The organism is Pseudoalteromonas sp. AS71 (genome assembly GCF_038900275.1).
Lineage (GTDB): Bacteria > Pseudomonadota > Gammaproteobacteria > Enterobacterales > Alteromonadaceae > Pseudoalteromonas.
Map to the genome: position 1 here is coordinate 214229 of NZ_JBBMQZ010000001.1, position 19169 is coordinate 233397.

Annotated in this window: 20 protein-coding genes; 9 read left to right on the forward strand and 11 right to left on the reverse strand. The window is 39.1% G+C overall.

Features of this window, described 5'->3' with window-relative positions; translation table 11 throughout:
* Window positions 1-111 precede the first annotated feature (111 nt).
* The gene (locus tag WNY98_RS01095) at window positions 112-2337 is read right to left on the reverse strand and encodes a S9 family peptidase (RefSeq protein ID WP_342876894.1); all 2226 of its coding nucleotides are present in this window, start codon (window positions 2335-2337) and stop codon (window positions 112-114) included.
* Between the two features lie 111 nt (window positions 2338-2448).
* On the opposite strand from WNY98_RS01095, the gene WNY98_RS01100 reads away from it, so the two are divergent.
* A complete protein-coding gene (locus WNY98_RS01100) occupies window positions 2449-2853 on the forward strand; it encodes an HIT family protein (protein WP_342876895.1) in 405 nt (134 codons plus the stop codon).
* Window positions 2854-2894: 41 nt separating this feature from the next.
* Here the strand turns inward: WNY98_RS01100 and WNY98_RS01105 are convergent, their stop codons facing one another.
* A complete protein-coding gene (locus WNY98_RS01105; protein WP_076923631.1) occupies window positions 2895-4595 on the reverse strand; it encodes a Zn-dependent hydrolase in 1701 nt (566 codons plus the stop codon).
* Window positions 4596-4891: 296 nt separating this feature from the next.
* Between WNY98_RS01105 and WNY98_RS01110 the strand changes: the two genes are divergently transcribed.
* The gene (locus WNY98_RS01110; RefSeq protein WP_024590070.1) at window positions 4892-5731 is read left to right on the forward strand and encodes an HDOD domain-containing protein; all 840 of its coding nucleotides are present in this window, start codon (window positions 4892-4894) and stop codon (window positions 5729-5731) included.
* Window positions 5732-5786: 55 nt separating this feature from the next.
* Here WNY98_RS01110 and WNY98_RS01115 read toward each other — a convergent pair whose 3' ends face one another.
* The gene (locus tag WNY98_RS01115) at window positions 5787-7469 is read right to left on the reverse strand and encodes an amidohydrolase (RefSeq protein ID WP_342876896.1); all 1683 of its coding nucleotides are present in this window, start codon (window positions 7467-7469) and stop codon (window positions 5787-5789) included.
* Between the two features lie 172 nt (window positions 7470-7641).
* Between WNY98_RS01115 and WNY98_RS01120 the strand changes: the two genes are divergently transcribed.
* On the forward strand, window positions 7642-8163 hold the full coding sequence (locus WNY98_RS01120) for an energy transducer TonB (protein WP_182747655.1): 522 nt from the start codon (window positions 7642-7644) through the stop codon (window positions 8161-8163).
* A gap of 180 nt (window positions 8164-8343) precedes the next feature.
* Window positions 8344-8796 (forward strand): energy transducer TonB, encoded by a 453-nt coding sequence (locus WNY98_RS01125; RefSeq protein ID WP_076923628.1) that lies wholly within the window; start codon window positions 8344-8346, stop codon window positions 8794-8796.
* 57 nt (window positions 8797-8853) lie between these two features.
* Here the strand turns inward: WNY98_RS01125 and WNY98_RS01130 are convergent, their stop codons facing one another.
* The 4 genes from WNY98_RS01130 to WNY98_RS01145 all read right to left on the reverse strand — a co-directional run bounded on the left by WNY98_RS01130 (window position 8854) and on the right by WNY98_RS01145 (window position 10001).
* Window positions 8854-9090 (reverse strand): calcium-binding protein, encoded by a 237-nt coding sequence (locus WNY98_RS01130; protein WP_024598659.1) that lies wholly within the window; start codon window positions 9088-9090, stop codon window positions 8854-8856.
* Between the two features lie 9 nt (window positions 9091-9099).
* Entirely contained in the window at window positions 9100-9336 is a 237-nt protein-coding gene (locus WNY98_RS01135) for a calcium dependent protein (protein WP_024598658.1), read from the reverse strand.
* A 179-nt stretch (window positions 9337-9515) separates the two neighbouring features.
* A complete protein-coding gene (locus WNY98_RS01140; protein ID WP_342876897.1) occupies window positions 9516-9743 on the reverse strand; it encodes a hypothetical protein in 228 nt (75 codons plus the stop codon).
* A 24-nt stretch (window positions 9744-9767) separates the two neighbouring features.
* Window positions 9768-10001, reverse strand: a complete 234-nt coding sequence (locus WNY98_RS01145; protein WP_024598657.1) for an EF-hand domain-containing protein — start codon at window positions 9999-10001, stop codon at window positions 9768-9770.
* A gap of 330 nt (window positions 10002-10331) precedes the next feature.
* Here WNY98_RS01145 and WNY98_RS01150 point away from each other — a divergent pair, with 330 nt between their 5' ends.
* Genes WNY98_RS01150 through WNY98_RS01165 form a run of 4 tightly spaced genes read left to right on the forward strand, consistent with a single transcriptional unit; the run spans window position 10332 to window position 14197 of the window.
* Window positions 10332-11789 (forward strand): HAMP domain-containing sensor histidine kinase, encoded by a 1458-nt coding sequence (locus WNY98_RS01150; protein ID WP_342876898.1) that lies wholly within the window; start codon window positions 10332-10334, stop codon window positions 11787-11789.
* 1 nt (window position 11790) lies between these two features.
* Window positions 11791-12336, forward strand: a complete 546-nt coding sequence (locus WNY98_RS01155) for a hypothetical protein (protein ID WP_024598655.1) — start codon at window positions 11791-11793, stop codon at window positions 12334-12336.
* Between the two features lie 2 nt (window positions 12337-12338).
* Entirely contained in the window at window positions 12339-13688 is a 1350-nt protein-coding gene (locus WNY98_RS01160; protein ID WP_342876899.1) for a sigma 54-interacting transcriptional regulator, read from the forward strand.
* An 8-nt stretch (window positions 13689-13696) separates the two neighbouring features.
* On the forward strand, window positions 13697-14197 hold the full coding sequence (locus WNY98_RS01165) for a DUF1543 domain-containing protein (protein ID WP_002961636.1): 501 nt from the start codon (window positions 13697-13699) through the stop codon (window positions 14195-14197).
* A 30-nt stretch (window positions 14198-14227) separates the two neighbouring features.
* Here the strand turns inward: WNY98_RS01165 and WNY98_RS01170 are convergent, their stop codons facing one another.
* On the reverse strand, window positions 14228-14455 hold the full coding sequence (locus WNY98_RS01170; protein ID WP_182692551.1) for a hypothetical protein: 228 nt from the start codon (window positions 14453-14455) through the stop codon (window positions 14228-14230).
* Between the two features lie 132 nt (window positions 14456-14587).
* Here WNY98_RS01170 and WNY98_RS01175 point away from each other — a divergent pair, with 132 nt between their 5' ends.
* Complete coding sequence (locus tag WNY98_RS01175) at window positions 14588-15838, forward strand: multifunctional CCA addition/repair protein (protein WP_342876900.1); 1251 nt, start codon at window positions 14588-14590, stop codon at window positions 15836-15838.
* Between the two features lie 5 nt (window positions 15839-15843).
* On the opposite strand, the gene WNY98_RS01180 is transcribed toward WNY98_RS01175, so the two are convergent.
* The 3 genes from WNY98_RS01180 to pdsR form a co-directional block, all read right to left on the reverse strand.
* A complete protein-coding gene (locus WNY98_RS01180; RefSeq protein ID WP_164487638.1) occupies window positions 15844-16008 on the reverse strand; it encodes a hypothetical protein in 165 nt (54 codons plus the stop codon).
* A 281-nt stretch (window positions 16009-16289) separates the two neighbouring features.
* Entirely contained in the window at window positions 16290-18428 is a 2139-nt protein-coding gene (pdsS, locus tag WNY98_RS01185; protein ID WP_342876901.1) for a proteobacterial dedicated sortase system histidine kinase, read from the reverse strand.
* A complete protein-coding gene (pdsR, locus tag WNY98_RS01190) occupies window positions 18428-19117 on the reverse strand; it encodes a proteobacterial dedicated sortase system response regulator (RefSeq protein ID WP_342876902.1) in 690 nt (229 codons plus the stop codon). The genes pdsS and pdsR overlap by 1 nt, the downstream gene beginning before the upstream one ends.
* Between the last annotated feature and the right edge of the window lie 52 nt (window positions 19118-19169).

Consider the following 19169-nt stretch of genomic DNA (forward strand, 5'->3'; position numbering starts at 1 on the left):
GCATAGAATAAGCGTAGCTAAAAAAAGAGTTTAATCTAGGCTTAACGCCTATTAATGCAAAAAAAAGGCTGATTTATCAATCAGCCTTTAGTCTGTTATTACTTTACTTGCTTATTTAACGTCAAAATGGCGATTAAAGAAGTTTGTAATTGTTTGATGTAAGTGTGTTTGCACTTGTTTACCGCGTAGGCTGTGCTTAGAGCCTGGGTAGGTCATCATTTCAAACTGCTTTTCGTTATCTTGCAGTTGTTTAAACAACTTAGTTGAATGCGTAAACAATACGTTGTCATCAGCCATTCCATGGTAAATCATTAATGGGCCTTTTAAGCCATCAGCATATGGAAATACTGCGCTGTCTTCATAGCCTTTAGCATTTGTATCGGGGTGACCTAAATAACGCTCTGTGTAATGTGTATCGTATAGAGCCCAATCGGTTACTGGAGCACCTGATACGCCGGCTTGAAAGTAATCGCCTGCTTTAAACATAGTCATAAGCGCCATGTAGCCGCCGTAGCTGTGGCCATAAACACCGATGCGTTGTGGATCAACGTAATCAAGTGTACGTAAAAACTCTACGCCTTTAATTTGATCGGCAACTTCAACCACACCTAAATGTTTATAAATAGCATCTTCAAACTTTTTACCACGGTTGTACGAACCACGGTTATCCAGTTGAAAAATTACATAACCTTGTTGCGCCATGTACTGAAAGTACAAGTTTTTACTGCGCCAGCTATTCGTCACTCGTTGAGCATGCGGGCCGCCGTATACGTTAACAATAACAGGGTGCTTTTTGCCATCAGCAATGGCGCTAGGCTTAAATAAACGGTAATGCATAACTTGACCATCATCGGCTTTAATTGTGCCGTATTCTGGTTTTGTTAAGTCGCTTAAATAAGGAGTAAGGGGGTGGCTACTATCAAGCTTATTTTCTTCAAGCCAGGTAATAAATTCACCGTTTACTTTACGAAGTGCTGCTGAGTTTGGTTTATTATCAGAAGAGCTATTATCGATAAAGGTTTTGCTGTCCTTTGCTAGCACAACATTGTGGTACTGACCTTTTTCGGTAATACGTTTGGCATCGCCTTTTTTAAATAAAGGCGCGCTGTATAAATGGCTTTCAAGCGGTGTATCTTTTCGACCGGCAAAGTAAACAATGCCTTTTTTCTCATCAATACCTTTTAAGCTATCAACAGCCCAATCACCAGAAGTAATTTGACGAACAAGTTGACCGTTTGTGCGATACAGATATAAATGTTTAAAACCGTCGCGCTCAGATGCCCACACAAAATGCTTTTTGTCTTTTAAAAACTCAAGATCAAAATGTAGGTTAATCCACGTTTCGCTGTTTTCGGTTAGTGCTACTTTTTGTGCTTTAGTTTCACTGTTATAAAAACGAAGCTCTAATTTATGTTGCGAGCGATTTTGCCATTGGTACGACAATGTATTGCCGTCTTTTAGCCACTTAGCGCGTGCTATATAAATGTCTTCATCTTTACCTAAATCAATCCAATCTACTTTTTGGTCGTTTAGTTTAACCACACCGAGTTGAATTTTAACATTGTCGGTACCTGTAAACGGGTAGCGTTGGTTAAATAATTTAACTTCATCAGCGTAAATTTCGTTACGGATAGCTTCTTTTACTGGAGTTTCGTCAACGCGGGTATAAGCAATTTTAGTTTCATCACCTGACCACCAGTAACCCGTCATGCGGCTCATCTCTTCTTGAGCAACAAACTCAGCCATACCATTTTTAATTACGCCACCGCCATCTTTACTAAGCTGAATTTCTTTTCCTGAATCAAGCTCTAAAGCATAAAGATTTTGTTCACGAATAAATGATACATAATTACCTTTAGGTGAAAAGCGTGCATCGGTTTCAAATGCTTCAGTGTCGGTTAGTTTCTTACTTTTAGCTGAGGCTAAATCGTAATAATAAAGGTCGCCATTGAGTGGGAATAAAAGTGCTTTGCCATCTTTAGACCATTTGTATTCAAGTATGCCTTTACCAAAAATACGTTGGCGTTCGCGGCGTGCTTTTTCTTCATCTGATAGGTTTTCAGGGCCTGAAAATAACTTTGCCGAATCAACTAGCACACGGTTGGTGTTATCTTTTAGATTGTATTCCCATAAATCGTAGCGGTTGTAGTCATCGCTTTTGCCTTGTAGGTAAGTTACACGGCTGCCGTCAGGCGAAAATTTAAGTTGTACAGGCGATTTACCAGAAAGGCTCGGATCGTCAAAAATTCGCTCCAGCGATAAAGGTTTTGCTTGAACACTAATAGCGCCAACCATTAACGGTATAGCTAGTGAGAGGTGTTTTATTTTTTTTAGCACAAGGTTGCCTTAGCTTATTATAAATATTGCTTTGATGGTAAAGCCAAGCGTGTGCAACTGCAACTAAATGCTATAAAGTGGCGATTATCAAAGACAAAGTAGGACATAGCAATGACTCACCCTGAATTTAAACTAGCGCCAGAACTTAAACGCGACTGTATAGAGCTTGCCGATTGGCCGTTGTGTAAAGTACTTTTATTGAACGACAGCTTGTATCCGTGGTTTGTATTAGTGCCTAGGCAGGCTAACTTAAAAGAGATAATTGATTTATCTGAGGATGATCAAATTGTGTATTTAAAAGAGTCAGCCAAGCTAAGTAAATTATTAATGGATGTATTTAAACCTGATAAATTAAACATAGCGGCTTTAGGTAATATGGTACCACAATTACATATTCATCATATTGCGCGCTTTACGAGTGATGCTGCTTGGCCTGCGCCAATTTGGGGTAAATTTCCTGCAGTCCCTTATAGTGATGAGCAAATTACAGAGATAAAAAAAGCGCTGCAGTTTTAAGCTGCAACGCTTATTTAGGGTTTAGCTAAGTTTGACTAAACTTATTTAAGCCCTAGTACTTCTTTACCTTGTTTAAACGTTACATCTACAGGGATATTTGCTTTACTTAGTTTTTCTAAGTCTTTAGCTAGTTCTTCTTTAATATCGCCATGCGTTGCGATTAGTTGATCTACTTTTTCGTAGTCGCCATCACCTTGTAAGGTTAAAATTAGACGAGAAAGCTTGGCCATTGCAATGCTCATTTTTTCCATGTTTACGCGGTATAAACCCTCGTCATTTTTAGAAAATGCGCCTTCTTGTGCAAAAAAGTTAAAACGAATCATGTTAGCTTTACCGTGTGCGCTTGATGCACCAAAGCGAACTGAGCGGAATATACCGGCCATAAACGTTGTGTAGTAATCCTCAAGGGTACCTTCAGTAATTTCGCCTTTATTAAGTAACTGTTCAACCATATAGAGACCTAAAATATCGGCTTTACCTTCTTCAAGTGCACTTGCGTGTTCTTGTAGTGATTGGCGAACAGTACCTTTACCCGTAAGTGTATTTTTAATACCTAAGCCATGCGCCACTTCATGAAACATAGTATTGGCAAAAAATGCGTTAAAGGTAATGTGTTTACGCTGCTCAGGTACAATTAATTGTTCTGAAATTGGCACTAAAATTTTATCAAACTTGGCTCGCATCGCATTTTTAAGTTGCAGACGACGAGTCCCTTTTTCTAGTTGCACTTGCTCATCGTTTGGTAAGTTAATTGCAATTGTTTTACTACCCGCGTTTGAATGCCCAGCGTAATAAACAACATCATATGCATTTAGGTCTGCGTCAGAACCCGGTACTTCTTGTTTGTACTTAGCATCAACAGGTAAGTCTTTTTGAAGCTCAGGTAAAAAAGCTGCAAATTTAGCTAAACGCTCGCTCCATTTTAAATCTTTAATTAGTACGTAAGATTCATACGCTGCGCGGTAACCAAATAATTGATCTTCATAAGTTTCAATTGGGCCAATAACCACATCTACAGGATTGTTTTTCATATCCATCCACGCAAAATCAGACACTTGAAAATCATCTTTTTGTAGGGCATCAGCACGTAGGTTTAGGTAATTAGCGAATTCTTTATCGTCAGCAAGTTTACTTGCTTCACGTAAAAGGTCAGCGGCTTTTGCAAGCTCAACAGCGTATTCTTTAGAATAAGGTACGCTATAAAGTTTGCCTTGCTCATCACGCTTGATTACAGAGTAAAGCCCTGTTTTGTCTTCAACGTCTGCATTATTTAACTCTTCTTTAGTTATGTCGGCAGGGTAAAACTGTGCACCAAGAGGTTTTTCTTTATAGCTAGATAAAAATGCTTCATCGCCATTTAAGCGATCCCATGGACCGTAGTTAATATCGGCGAATTTACGGACTTTTTCATCATTGAGTTTTGCTAAAAACGCATCTCTATTCTCACCAAAAGATTGCTTCCAAAATAACTCGTCCATTATTTTTGAAGCATCAATAAGCTTAGACACCATCGCTTTTTGGTTATCACTCAAATGCGAAAGGTCAGCCTCTAGGCTAAAGTCGGTATAAATATCTAAACGTTGTTTATCTGTATTAATAAGCTCAGGGCCTGATTGTGCACTGCTTTTTTGAGCAAGCTCTACGGCTGTATTGTCGGTAGAAGACGGTGCTTGTTCAGAACATGCACTAAGAAAAACGACACCTGAGAGCATAATTGCTTGGCTAATTTTATTTAAGATCATTATATTGCCTGTTAAAAAAGTAAGTTTAATAACTTGTACTGCTTAGTTAAATAACTAAATATGTACAAACGCTTCCTTATCGTGAGTGCATTAAAGCAAAACTAAATAGTAAATAGCAAGTATTTGGCGTTGTAAGGCAAGCATGAGCGGTAAAGCATTATAAATAAAAATAAACTTCTATAATTTTCTTAACTTTATCGGTAAGTTAGACAATACTAATTATATTACTAATACGAAAATTAACTGCCTGAGTTTGCAGTTAATTTACAGGCTGAACACAAAAGGACGGCAGCTTTATGTCTACAGAAAACGCTTTATTAACGATTCTAGTCGATAGAATAAATAACGATACTTTGGTTTTACCAACGCTACCTGAAGTAGCGATTAAGGTTCGCCAAGCTGCAGATAACCCTGATGTGAACTTAATGCAAATGTCAGATGTAATCTCACAAGACCCAGCGCTTTCAGCTCGTATGATAAAAGTAGCTAATAGTGCGATTATGGGACGTTCTGTAAAAGTATCTAATTTACAACAAGCGGTGACTCGTATTGGGTTGCGCCAAATTAAAAATATTGCAACGGCTATGGCCATGGAGCAATTATTTGTATCAAACAATGAGCTGATTAAAGGCTACATGGGTAAGGCTTGGCAAAAAACATTAACCGTTGCTAGCCATTCAATAACACTCATGGAGTTTTACTTAAAAAACAATAAACACACTTCATTAAATCGTGATTCAATTACATTAGCTGCACTTGTTTATAATATTGGTGTATTACCAATTTTAACTGAAGCTGAGCGCCACCCTGAAGTGTTTGCTAATCCAAGCTTTTTAGCTCACGCAATTCAAAAACTGAGTGGAAAAATTGGCTCATCCATCATGCAAGCGTGGGAGTTTCCTAAAGAGTTTGTTGATGTAGCTCTAAGCTGGGCAGATCCAAGTTACAAACCTGATAAAGTTAGTTACGTAGACTTTATTCGAGTAGGCGCTATTTTAGAGGGAACATTACAGGTTTCTGATAAGTCAGCAGCGCTGCAAACATATATAGATAAAGGTGTAATACCGTCAATGCAATTATTCACAAGTGATGAATACAACGATATGCTAAAAGATGTAAAAAACATGTTTAGCTAAACATGTTTTATCATAGCAAACTAAAAGGGTTAACTTGCGTTAACCCTTTTTGGTTTTATTTATCGATAGTATTTTCTGTTTTGGTTTTTTCGTACCGTTTTATTCCCGCTACCCATGTTTGCAGGACGTTTGTTTTGTATACCTCGTCAACAGGCACCTTAAAGTAGTCTTTATCAATTAAAATAAAGTCGGCCCATTTACCTTTTTCTAAACTACCCACCTTAAATTCTTGATGAGCTGAATAAGCGCCACCGAGAGTAAATGCACGTAATGCATCTTCGCGGCTTAGTACTTCACTTGCGCGCCAGCCGTTTTCAGGTAGTTTGTTATGATCCATGCGTGTAATGGCTGAATACAAACCATCAAATGGATTTGCAAGCTCTACAGGGTAATCAGACCCTGCTGCAACAACCGATCCTTGCTGTAAAAATGTTTGCCAAGCGTAGGCTCCGCTTAATTGTTTTTCAGTTAAGCGTTGCTCTGCCATATGCATATCAGAAGTGGCATGTACTGGCTGCATTGAAGGAATTATTTTTAACGCTTTAAAGCGAGGTATGTCGTCTGGCGTTACAATTTGTGCGTGCTCTATTCGGTTACGTAGTAATATACCGCCCGTTTTTTTAAACACATTTTGATAAGCATCAAGTACTACTTTATTTGCTTTATCGCCAATTGCGTGGGTATTTGCGCTAAAGCCGCTTTTAAAGCTTTGCGTAAAGAGCGCTTCAAGTTTTTCTTGTGTTTCAAGCATTAAACCATGGTGGCCAGATCTGTCTGCATATTCTTCAATCAGAGCGGCTCCGCGAGAGCCAAGTGCACCATCGGCGTAAACTTTAACACTGCGAATTTCCATAAAGTCATTTTTGTCGTGGTATCGGCCTGCCTTTAACATTGTATCTAAATCAGGGCTTGCACCACTTAACATTGCCACAATACGTAGCGGTAAATTACCAAGGTCGCCGCGCTCTTTGTAAACCTCCCATGTGGCTTTATCAATACCTGCATCGTGAGTAGAGGTAATGCCTAAACTTAATAAATGCTTACCTGCTGCATCTAGTGAGTCACTTATATCTTGCTTTGAAGGGGCTGGCATATGCTGGGTAATTAGCGATTCAGCTTTATCTACAAAAATACCTGTAGGATTACCAAATTCGTCTTTAATTATTTCACCGCCTTCGGGCGCTTTTGTTTGGGCGTTAATCCCAGCAAGTTCGAGCGCTTTTGAATTAACCCAAATGGCGTGGCTGTCAACCCGAGAAAGTACCACAGGTCGATCGCTAACTATTTTGTCTAAATCTTTAGCTGTAGGAAAGCGTGTATCAGCCCAAAGCTCTTGGTTCCAACCTCGCCCTATAATCCAACCTTGTTTGTTATCGGCAAATACTTTTAGTTTATTTGTTACTTCATCAACCGATTTTGCGCCGCGTACGTCAAGTTGCGATAAATTATCTCCTAGGCCAATAACGTGCCCATGAGCATCAATTAAGCCAGGTAATAAGGTATTACCGTGCGCGTCAATTAGCTTGGCATCTGGGTAGCTATCTTTAAGTGTTTCGCTACCGAGCTTAACTACCTTGCCATTTTTAATAACGAGGGTAGAAAACTGCTGTACTTCACCTTTGTATAAAGGGGTATAACCATTGGCGTTATAAATTACTTTTGTTTGTGCGAGAGTGTAACTAGAACTAGCGCAAAGGCTGGCTAGTATGAGTGGTTTGATTATTTTTTTGAGTGGCATAGTTACTTAATTTTTATTGTTAATTTACTTACATTAACAAACTTGATTTTATAATACCAATGAATTGATAGACCTCATTTTAAGGCTTTTCTCTATATTAACTGTTTACAAAATAGGTAATTGATGTGATTATTTAGTATGCAAAAAAATCAATAAAGCATAAGGAAGCGCTATGAAAGCCCTCTATTTATTTCTACCATTAACTTCATTACTTGCGGCATGTGGATCGACACCTACTGCAGATAAGAGTGTAGAAAAGCTAAACCATACTGATGTATCAAATGCTGAAATACGCGATTATATAGATTTATCAAGTGTTGAGCTGCGCGACAGGGTGAAAGACTATTGGAATATTTCCACAAGAACAGAACCACGATATCCAATAGCTGCTGCAAAAAAAGGTCTTGCTGGTTGTGTAGAACTCATGACTATTATTAATTCTGAGGGTAAGGCGCAAGGATATAAAGTAATTTCTTCATACCCAAAGGGGTTATTTGATGAAGCCGCAGCGCAATCTTTAAATACATGGGCCTGGCTACCTACTAACGTAAATGTAGCTAAACAACCTGTACTTACTCATATCAGAATTGATTTCATGATTGATTCAATACCAGTAGGTAAAAAATATTTAAAAAATTGTCCGGCTGGCGAAACATTTCAAGTAACAGGTGAAATTAAAAAAACCTCCTACTGATGAAACATTTCAAGTAACGGGAAAGATTATAAGGTTTGAACAAAGTACTTATTTACCTCACTCTAAAGTTACTTTAAGTGTGTGTAACGTTTTAGATCGAACCTTTATAAAATCTGATGGGTATGAGTTTAATACGGATATTACAAATAACTAAATAAGCATCAAGAATAAGGAAATATTGTGAAAGCCCTCTATTTATTACTCCCGTTGAGCATGATGCTAACAGCCTGTGGCTCAACGTCTGATCAACAAGTAAACGATGAAATGCCGAGTTTTATTGATTTATCGAGTCCTGAACTGCGAAGTAAGGCAGGTGAATACTGGGATGTTGCTAAAAGAGTAGAGCCGCGATATCCGATAGAAGCTGCAAAGAAAAGTATTTCAGGTTGTGTTGAGCTGGCTATGTTAATTAATTCACAAGGTGAAGCCCAAGGGTATAAGGTTATTGCATCCTACCCTGAGGGTGTGTTTGATAATAATGCAGCTGCTGCTGTGGGTTTATGGCGCTGGAAAGCGACAACTGAAAATACGAGTAAGCAACCTATTCTAACTTATCTCAAAATGGATTTTATGGTGAGCCCAAAACCTACTGATGCAGAGTATTTGGCGCATTGTTCTAAAAATAAAGCCTGAACGTAATTAATAGATATAAATATAATAAGCTAGGTGCTTGTTTACCTAGCTATAAAACTACTTACTTGCATATAAGCCATATTCATTTAGTGCTAACTTGCCATCTTTATCACTATCGTAGCTTGAGAACCGTGACCACAAAGCCGGATCTATAGCGGTTTCTGAACGTGATAAGAAACCATCTTTGTTCCTATCTAGCTTTTTAAATTGCTTTGCAATATCGTTACTTGCGGCAAAACTAAATGTGCTAAAAATACTAAACGCCAGCAGCGTTATATAACTTATACTTTTCATACAAATCACTTAGTAAAGGTTGTTAGTTAGATAACTTTTAAATTCGACTAGCGAAATTTGGTTATCTTGGTTTTTGTCCCATTTTACAAAGGTGTTTAAAAGTTGTGGTTGGGGATCAAGTTCGTCGTGTGTTAAATAGCCGCTTTTGTCGCTATCTAGGTGATCAAAGCGTTGCTTTACATCAAGTGCCGCGGCATCAAAACTTAATAGCATTAAAATGCTTATAACAAGGGGAAGTATCTTCATGGTGTTCCTTCCAAAAGATGTATTAAAAGTTCGTGACTAAAACAAAGTAAAAAGCACTTGCCGTAATTTAACTCCCAACATTAAATCCTTTTACACACTCCCTCAGGGATTATGGCAAATGCTTTTAAGCTCAGTTTACCTGTAACAAGCTTAAGTAAACCTTAATCAGTAATTACTGATTAAGGTTTAAAGCTTTCAAATTCTTTTTTTGAGATTTTTTCATCACCGTCTTCGTCTAAATCGGTAAATTGTCTCATTACTTCTTTGTCTTTCTTCGCTTCTGCAACAGATATTTGCCCATCCATATCTTTATCTAAATGGGTAAAGCGCACGTTTGTTGGCGATGCAAGGACAGTGGCACTAATTGCTAAAAACATTAATGAAAAAGCGGCTATAAGTTGTTTCATAATCACGTTCCTTATTAAATGAGTTTATTGGATAAATTTTTTGAATTCATCTAGCGACAATTGACCGTCTTGATTGGTATCAATTTGTGAAAAATTCTCGTGTAAAACAGCATCTTCACCTGCTTCGGCTTCACTTAATGTGCCGTTGCTGTCTTTATCAAGCTCGTTAAAAGTCGCGTGAACGTCCATTGCGTGTGCGTTAGCGCCTAAAAAGCCTAAAGCCAGTAATGATGAAACTACTAAAATGCGTTTGTTCATAATTATTTCCTTATTGATTAAAGTTAGTAACAGCATTACAAAAATGATGCCAATAATAATTATTATTAATTTTCAAATGCTTAGCGTTTTAACTTGAGGGGAGTGAGAATTTTTTACAGGGTTTATTATAATTTTTGTATGTCTTTTGCAACACTATGTAGCGAGATTAAAGAGATGTTTTTAAAATCAATGGCTTACGCTGTCTCTATTTGGCGACACATTGTTTTTGTAGCACTGGCTGTTAATCGTATTAAATATAATTGCTGGTTCAGCTAGTGTATAAGGTAAGCACTTAATAATAGAACGCTTAATTTAAAAGGACTAAACGAAATGCCAGCAACCATAGCTAAAAAATACCAAGCAATGCTTAACTGGCGGCCTAATTTAATCGGGCAATTTGCAATGAGTATGCTGCTTTCGTTGCTTCCGCTTTCTATAGTGGTAATTGTATTTTTAAATGCGCTTAACAAGCAATTAGCTATTACTCAAAGTATTGTGAGTAATAATTACCAAGTTACTAAATCGTTTAATACTCTAAAACAAGAACTCAACAGTCTTGAGCGGGCCACTAGGCAAAACTGGGTATTAAAAAGTGAATCGCTCGACAAACTCATTGTTGATAAATGGCAATCATCCCTGCAAAGCATTGATGAGCTTAAATTTGTAAACATGAATAAAGATTATACCCACCAATGGCAACGCTTATATACCACCTTACAAACCGCGCATGTTGAATTGGTTGAGCAAAAACAACAACAAGCTGAGTTGTTTGTGCCAGTGAGCGATTTAGTCGCTGAACTTACTTTATGGTTACGTGATAAAAACGAAGCGCAAATTACCAATAACCAAAATGAGCTGACAAGCTTGCAAGCCTCATTTATAAACTGGCTGGTGGCACTTATTCCACTTACTTTAATTGTAGGTGGTGGTTTTTTATGGCGCATAAGTGGGCGACTAAAAGGGTTAACCACGGTTATTGATAAGTTAGGACAGGGACATTGGCAGCAAAAAATATCAGTTAAAGGTTCCGCTGAGCTAGTTGAGCTAGGAGAGAAGCTTCAGTGGGTGCAAGAGCAACTACATATGCTTGAGCAGCAAAAAGATACTTTTTTACGCCATGTCACCCATGAGCTAAAAACGCCGTTAGCTTCAATGGTCGAAGGTACTGACTTACTAACTGATGAAATAGTAGGCCCAATTACAGGTGAGCAAAAAGCGGTACTTGAGCTTATTAGCCAATCTATGGTGCGCCTTCGCACAATGATTGACAGTTTATTGAGTTATAATGCGATTCGTACCAGTAAAGACAGTCTAAGCGAAGTTGAATTTAGCCTCCTTATTAATAAAATAAATAGCCATTTTGAGCATCGCTTAAGTGCGCGTGAGCAGGCTCTGCAATGGAGAAATGACTTACCAAATAAACCGCTTGCTTTACCTAGTGAGCTTATTGAGATGATTTTAATTCAGCTTATCTCAAATGGCTTAAAATTTTCAGAAGATAAGCAAAGCGTTACTATTAATTTAGCGCTTGAGCAAAATCAACTTTGTATCGCTGTGCTCGATAGAGGGTGCGGTATTAAAGAGCAAGAAAAAACTCAAATTTTCAGCGCATTTTATCAAGGTAAACACAGTAAAAATGTTACGCTGCAAGGCAGTGGGCTGGGCTTAACTATTGTAAAAGAGTCTGTTGAACAGCTAAGAGGTACACTTACTGTTGAACATAACGAGCCACATGGTTGCCGGTTTTCAATTAAAATTCCCATAACAAAAAATCTAGGAGTTAATTAACATGCGCTTGCGTTTAATCGCTATTTTATGTGTGCTCAGTAGCAGCATGGTTATATCTGGTTGTGAAATTAATAATGGGCAAGAAGAGCGTGTGTCAATTACACCAGCACCTGTGGTCGATACTAAAATAAAAAACGACAAAAACAGCAAACCAAGCCCAAAACCCAGACCAAAAATAGAACCTAGCTACCCTCCAGCAGAGCAAGTTATTGCATGGCACGCTAATCAGTGTGGCGGATTTAAATTGGTGCCAAAAAAAGATATTTTTACAGGCGAAAACGATCTTAAACGCTTTTTTAAATTTATGTGCTTAAACATAAATGATGATCCAAATACAGTAATGACTAAGTTGCTAAAACTCGATCTTGCTTACTTTTGGCCAGATGATATAAAGCAATATTTATGGCTTCAAAAGCAACAAGTGACTATGCAAATAAATGCTAAAAAAGAGCAACAAGCACTTAATAATAAAATGCAAGAAACCCTCTCATCGTTAGCAACGATTGAGCAGCAACTTTTACTACGAGAAGAAACGAAGGAGCAGTAACGATGGCCGCAACTAAAGTACAAGGTGCAAAAGTATTACTCGTAGACGACGACGCTAGCTTATTAAAACTGCTCGCTATTCGTATTGAATCAAAAGGATACGAAGTAACAACCTGCGAAAGCGGCTTAACCGCACTACAAATACTTAAAAGCCAAGTGTTTGACGCCGTAATAACCGACTTACGCATGGATGAAATGGATGGTATGGCACTGCATCGTCAGCTGCAAAGCCGCTACCCTGCATTACCTGTCATTATGATGACAGCGCACGGCTCAATTCCTGATGCAGTAGAGGCAACTAAGCAGGGCATTTTTGCATTCATAACTAAACCAGTGGATAAAGATGAGCTATTTGACAGCCTTGCAAAAGCGATAGAAATTCATGGTGTTAACGCCGATGAAGCTGCACCTAAAAGTAATATAGTTACGCGTAGCGGCACAATGCTGCACTTGTTAGAGCAAGTAAAACTACTTGGGCCAACGCAAGTTAATGTACTTATTTCGGGGGCTAGTGGTACTGGTAAAGAATTACTCGCACAGGCGATTCACCAGCATAGCCATGTAAGCGGTGGCCCTTTTGTTGCAATTAACTGCGGCGCTGTACCAGGGGAGCTTTTAGAGTCCGAATTATTTGGTCATAAAAAAGGCTCGTTTACGGGTGCAATTAAAGATCACCAAGGTTTGTTTCAACAAGCACAGGGTGGCACGTTATTTTTAGACGAAATTGGCGATATGCCGCTTAACTTACAGGTTAAGTTACTGCGCGTATTACAAGAAAAAACAATTCGCCCAGTAGGTTTTCAAGAAGAGATAGCAATTGATGTACGCATAGTGTCGGCAACACATAAAAATCTTCCTGAAGCTATTTTAAACCAGCAATTTAGAGAAGATTTATACTATCGCTTAAACGTAGTTAATTTAAAATTACCGCCACTGTGTGAGCGCCGTGAAGATATAAGCTTATTAGCACAGCACTTTAGTGCAAGCATTGCTAAGCGCATGAACCAAACTGAAAAACACTTTGCAAGCGATGCTATGCATGCGCTTGTACGTTACGACTGGCCAGGTAATATCCGCCAATTACAAAACGTAGTAGAGCAGGTTGTAGCATTAACGCCAAGCGATGTTATTTCAGAGCACTTAGTGTTAGCTGCGCTAAATAGTAACGAAACAAACGTAGAACCATTATCACTAAACGACGCTAAAAAAGAGTTTGAGCGCGACTATGTAATTAACACTTTAAAAATGGCAGGTGGTAACGTAGCTGAAGGCGCTAAGCTTGCCAAGCGCAACCGCTCAGATTTTTATAAGTTGATTAAAAAGCATAATATTGATGTTGATAATTTAGGTTAAGGAAAAGCATGCAGTTATTTATGGTGTATTTAGGTGGCCGGATTCAAGGTTGCCACATTGAAATGCATGATATTCGTTTTGTAGTAGGGGAGAATATAGAGCAAACCTACTCAAAGTTAAAAAGCCAATGGGTAGGCGACAGAAGTAGTGTTCACATGGATAGCTACATGGCAATTAATCATATTGATGGCTTTAAAGTAGAAGTTGTTGATAGCTATGTGGAGCAAAATAAACAACTCTATTTTGTAAATTTAGGCGCTTACAGAAGTGATTCCATGGCTGAGCAACATGACTTTGCACTGTATGTTGCAAGCAGTAGCCATGAAGCTAAAGAGCGCGCTAAAAACGATTTGCTCGCAGGGCTTAGTCATATTCATAAAGATGATTTACATGATGTGGACGATTGCTTTGCCATTGATTTACTCGACAGCCAGCTAAACATTAAGCTCACGCCCAGCGGTATATCGCAGCCGATAAAGCCAGACTGGTTTGGCTATCACATACTTTAAATTATAATAAGTAGCTAAAACAGAGTAGGATTAAGAGTCCTGCTTGTTTTGTTCATCCTTTTCGCTTTTAGCCGCCATTTTAAACGCCACAATAACCAACCCAAACATAGCAAACGGCAGTGCTGCCAACATGTATTCAACCAAATTACTGTCTTGAAAATTTGCTTGTAGTAAAAAGTGACCCGCCACACACATCAAAATAACCACTAATAAAATGGGTAGTAACATGAGTTCTTTTTTTGATGAATGGTTTTTCATTAATTATGAGGCTATAGCTAAAAATAATGCGCCATTGTAATGAGCTTACTTAAGCTTGGCAAATACCGCAGAATTTTTTAATTAATGATATGATTAGCGTCAAACAATTGGGCAAGTGTTATTGGGAATAAAGTGAAAAGTAACTTAAAACAAGTTTACCTCGTTGGCGGTGCAGTGCGCGACAAACTGCTAAATATAAAATCAAAAGATAACGACTATGTAGTGATTGGGGAAACACCAAAAACGATGGAATCGCTTGGTTTTGTGCCAATAGGTAGTGACTTTCCGGTTTACTTACACCCAAAAACAAAAGAAGAATATGCACTAGGGCGCACAGAGCGTAAAAGTGGCAAAGGCTATACTGGCTTTGTGGTTGATGCCAGCCCAACCGTAACGCTCGAAGAAGATTTAGCAAGGCGTGATTTAACCATAAATTCAATGGCGCTTGATGAACACGGTAATATTATTGACCCGTTTAATGGCCAAACTGACTTACAAAATAAAACACTGCGCCACACCACTGAGGCATTTGTAGAAGACCCTGTTCGAGTACTGCGTATTGCCCGTTTTTTAGCGCGCTATGGCAGCGATTGGCGTATTCACCCAAGTACGTATGCGTTAATGCGCGAGCTTAAAAATAAAGGTGAGCTAAATCATTTAGTACCTGAGCGCGTGTGGCTTGAAACTGAAAAAGCACTGGGTGAAAAGCACCCTGAGCTTTATTTTGAAGCATTGCAAGACTTGGGTATTTTCCCAGAACTTGAGCGCATGGTTAATGTACCGCAGCCAGCAAACCATCATCCTGAAGGGGATGTATTTGTGCATACTATGTTGGTACTTAGACGCGCCGCAGATTTAAATTTTAACTTAGAAACTCGTTTTGCAGCGCTGACTCATGACTTTGGTAAGGCGCTTAGTTTTAAAAAGTATGGAAATTTACGTGGGCACGAACGCGAAGGTGTTGCAATTATTGAGGCGTTTTGTGAGCGCTTAAAAGTGCCTAATCGCTTTCGCGATGTTGGTGTACTCACCAGTGATAATCACACCCTTTGCCATACAATTGATCAGTTAAGGCCGCAAACCATTCACAAGCTAATAGTGACTAACTTAAATGCTTTGGTACACCCAGAACGTTTTATAGCGTTTACCCAAGCATGCCAATGTGATGCACAAGGGCGTGGTGAAACACTGGTAGATAAGCCATACCCGCAAGCAGCTAAACTGCGAGCAATTCATACTGAACTGCAAAAAATGGATAAGAAACAAGTAGTGCAAGATGCACTTAAAAATGGCAAAAAAGGCCCTGAAATAGGCGAAGAAGTAAAACTTGCAGAAATAAACTGCATTAAAGCATTTTTAGAACATGAGAAGTCCCAAGCGTAATAAAATCAGACTAAGTAGTGCGATACGCCTTGGTTTTTAGTCGCGTCGTGCTTTCTTAGCTCTTTGTAATTGGTGCTTTTTGGTTTTATCTCTTCAGGCTCAGGTTTTTTAGAGGGTCTGTATAAGTCAAAAATAAAGTCTAGTTCTTCACGCTCTAGTGATGGTTTCATGAGTATTCCTTCAATTTAATACTTTAATATGATGTAGGGTATGGTCATTCGACTGAATAAAAAGTGAATAGTTACATTTGAAGTTGTACTAAATTGTAACCGGCGGGTTTTAAGGGATGAGAGGGGTTTATTTGTTAATTTATATGGAGTTAAGGTGAATTTTGATAACTCTTTTTAACTAAAAATATACAGCTGAATTTAATTTATTGCGTACTTACTATTTGCATATAATGCTGTGGCTATAAATATAACGGTACAAATATAACGGTATAAATACAGCCCTAACCATTAACTAACGGCAGTGTTACGGTAAATACTACACCATCACCTTGTTCGTTGTTTTGCGCGGTTACACTGCCTTTATGGTAGTCGCACACCAGCCTTACAATATAAAGCCCTAATCCCAAATGTGGCTGTTGCTGCATTTGCTGGCTACGTACCGACACCATTGAATCAAAAATATGCTCAGTTAACCCTTCAGGTAAAGCGGGACCAGTATTACTCACAGTTAATGTTGCTTTATTTTCGCTCTGCTTAAGGCCTACATTAATAGCCGTATTGGCTTCACTGAACTCCAGCGCGTTATTAATAAGTTTATCAAGCAGCTGAGCTATAAACTCCGGAGCACCTTGCATAGGTAATTTGTTTTGGCATACATCAAGCGTAAATAACTGGTTTGGGTAAGTAAGCTGATAGCCTTGCATGCAGCCATTTATTACTTTTTGTAAATCAAAAGGTTCAGGTTCGTTGCTTTGAATGCTTTGCTCAAGGCGAGTGGCTTCGCTCATGGTGGTTATTATTTTACCTAAGCGTTCAACGCCTTCACTGGCGCGGTCAAGGTATTTTTGACTCAGCTCGTTTTGTGGCAAGCTTTGTAAGTTCTCGAGTGACGAGCGCACTACGGCAACCGGCGTGCGCAGCTCATGCGATAACCGCGACGACATATTTTCTAAGTAATCGGTATAGCCACCAAGTCGGCTCACAATGTTTGAAAAACTACGAGACAGATCCCCAATTTCATCGTTAGCATCGCTGTAATTAATACTGCCGGTAACACGCCCTTGTGCATCAATTGCTTGTTCAGCTGTATCGCGCAGTCGCCTAATTCGGTTCGATATACGTGAGGCAAAAAAGAACAAGGTGACAGTACCAATTAGCATCACAGCTAAAATAACGTTAAAGAGTTTTTCGAGCGATTTGTTACGCAGCGTACGTACGCCGTTTGTGGTTTCCTCTGCTATTACCGCGCCAATTACTTGGTCTTGAATCCAAATAGGGTAAGCGGCCGATAAAATAACGGCTTTACTGTCGGGTGTTAATCGCCAAGACGATGCAGGTTGTCCTTTTAATGCTTTCGCTAAATGTGTGCCCTGCATAGAAGCTACATCGTGCAGGGTATCTAAAAACTCATTTTCGGGGCGCGTTAATATTTTATAGTAAATTGGGTGTAAGTAATTTTGCTCAAAGCGCTGCCACCAAGTTTCAGGTGCTTTGTTAGCAAGTCCATCAGCCCATACGCCATCTGCATTTTGAATAGTACCCGATTGCGCAAGTACACGATGATGGTTATCAACCACCCAAATGCGGCTACCACTGTGGCCCATACCTTTTAAAATACGGCTAATTTCTGGGGAAGGGACTAATACCGAGCCCAAATCGTTTGGGTTATTTAAGTTTGAGGTTGACATTATTTTAGGCTCTAGCAATGCCTCTTTACTATCAATGTCAACAATAGCAAAGCCAAGTTTGTTGCCCAGCATGCTAATAGGAAAGCGCAGCTCTACGTTATAACCTGATTCGGTACTTTCAAAATAGCCCTGAATTTTAGTAAAAGGGGCTTTGGTATTTGCATCAAACGCATTAATCCAGCCGTCTTGGCGCGGCGCAATAATGTAAGTATTAAACTGGCCGTCAGGCGTTTTTAAACCAATTTGTAAATAATCGTTATTGGTAATACTTAAGCTATTTTTAGCGCGATAAATAAGAGTATTGTCGGTGACTTTAAATACAGCGTATAAGTAGTTATCAAACTTGCCAACCATATGATCAAACGATAAGTCACTGGCTTGATGTTTGTTATCTGTTTTTTGTAAGTAGCGCTTGTCGTAATGCCAAAATAGCGGTTGATAGCTGTCCCAATCGTTAAGTTTACCGTCGAGCTGAATAGGGTTTTTAAGATTATAAGCGTATAAATCACGACCTTTTACAACTTGGTCTAAAAAGTTGGTTTGCTCGTCAAATAATGCAGGGCGCTCATGTAATGCGGTAGCAAGTGCGCGAGTGGTGCCTACGAGGGTTTTTTCTTGGCCTTGGCGTAAAAACTTTTCCATTTCCCATACGTACTCGTAGCCAAGCCACGGTAGCAAAAACAAAAAACATGAAAGTAATATAAATTTACTGCGTAGACCAAATCGTAGCATTAGTATTGTTCCCACCTGTAGCCCATGCCATACACGGTATCTATGCAATCAAAGGTGCTGTCGAGTGCTATAAACTTTTTACGAATACGTTTTACGTGTGAAGTAATAGTGCTGTCGTCTACATAAATTTTTGCATCGCTCATTAAATCGTTACGGCTTTTAACATGGCCTGGTCGCTGGGCGAGTGAATGCAGCATCCAAAATTCGGTTACGGTTAAATCAACTAATTGTTGCTGCCAAAATACCTGCATACGTTGCGTGTCGAGCGTTAACTGCCCGCGTGTTATGAGTGCATTTGCATCAGCGGGTTGTTCAAGTGCTTCCATTCGGCGAAATAGCGCACCAATACGTGCAGCCAAGTGAGCCAAGCTTATGTCTTTTGTTAGGTAGTCGTCGGCGCCCATGCGTAGGCCGCATACGGTATCTATTTCGCTATCGCGGGCGGTTAAAAAAATAATAGGCAGTGTTTTAGAAAGCGAACGCAATGTTTGGCACAGTAAAAAACCACCATCTATTTCATGGCCTAGGCCAATATCAACAATGGCTAAATCGGGCAGGGCATTTTTAAATTCAGCTTCAGCGCTAGCGCGATCGGCAAAGCCACTTACTTGGTAGCCCTGTGCACTCAACATTTCTATGTAGTTTTCGCGGATTGCGGGTTCATCTTCAACGATGGCTATTTTTTTCATCTTAATCATTATCCTATCGGCTCTGTTGTGCACTATATCGAAGTTTTTAAGC

Bases quoted from the DNA above. Each gene is read 5' to 3' on its own strand.
- WNY98_RS01100 (WP_342876895.1), top strand. From the start codon at position 2,449: ATGACTCACCCTGAATTTAAACTAGCGCCAGAACTTAAACGCGACTGT.
- WNY98_RS01105 (WP_076923631.1), bottom strand. From the start codon at position 4,595: ATGATCTTAAATAAAATTAGCCAAGCAATTATGCTCTCAGGTGTCGTT.
- WNY98_RS01110 (WP_024590070.1), top strand. From the start codon at position 4,892: ATGTCTACAGAAAACGCTTTATTAACGATTCTAGTCGATAGAATAAAT.
- WNY98_RS01115 (WP_342876896.1), bottom strand. From the start codon at position 7,469: ATGCCACTCAAAAAAATAATCAAACCACTCATACTAGCCAGCCTTTGC.
- WNY98_RS01120 (WP_182747655.1), top strand. From the start codon at position 7,642: ATGAAAGCCCTCTATTTATTTCTACCATTAACTTCATTACTTGCGGCA.
- WNY98_RS01130 (WP_024598659.1), bottom strand. From the start codon at position 9,090: ATGAAAAGTATAAGTTATATAACGCTGCTGGCGTTTAGTATTTTTAGC.
- WNY98_RS01135 (WP_024598658.1), bottom strand. From the start codon at position 9,336: ATGAAGATACTTCCCCTTGTTATAAGCATTTTAATGCTATTAAGTTTT.
- WNY98_RS01140 (WP_342876897.1), bottom strand. From the start codon at position 9,743: ATGAAACAACTTATAGCCGCTTTTTCATTAATGTTTTTAGCAATTAGT.
- WNY98_RS01145 (WP_024598657.1), bottom strand. From the start codon at position 10,001: ATGAACAAACGCATTTTAGTAGTTTCATCATTACTGGCTTTAGGCTTT.
- WNY98_RS01150 (WP_342876898.1), top strand. From the start codon at position 10,332: ATGCCAGCAACCATAGCTAAAAAATACCAAGCAATGCTTAACTGGCGG.
- WNY98_RS01155 (WP_024598655.1), top strand. From the start codon at position 11,791: ATGCGCTTGCGTTTAATCGCTATTTTATGTGTGCTCAGTAGCAGCATG.
- WNY98_RS01160 (WP_342876899.1), top strand. From the start codon at position 12,339: ATGGCCGCAACTAAAGTACAAGGTGCAAAAGTATTACTCGTAGACGAC.
- WNY98_RS01165 (WP_002961636.1), top strand. From the start codon at position 13,697: ATGCAGTTATTTATGGTGTATTTAGGTGGCCGGATTCAAGGTTGCCAC.
- WNY98_RS01170 (WP_182692551.1), bottom strand. From the start codon at position 14,455: ATGAAAAACCATTCATCAAAAAAAGAACTCATGTTACTACCCATTTTA.
- WNY98_RS01180 (WP_164487638.1), bottom strand. From the start codon at position 16,008: ATGAAACCATCACTAGAGCGTGAAGAACTAGACTTTATTTTTGACTTA.
- pdsS (WP_342876901.1), bottom strand. From the start codon at position 18,428: ATGCTACGATTTGGTCTACGCAGTAAATTTATATTACTTTCATGTTTT.
- pdsR (WP_342876902.1), bottom strand. From the start codon at position 19,117: ATGAAAAAAATAGCCATCGTTGAAGATGAACCCGCAATCCGCGAAAAC.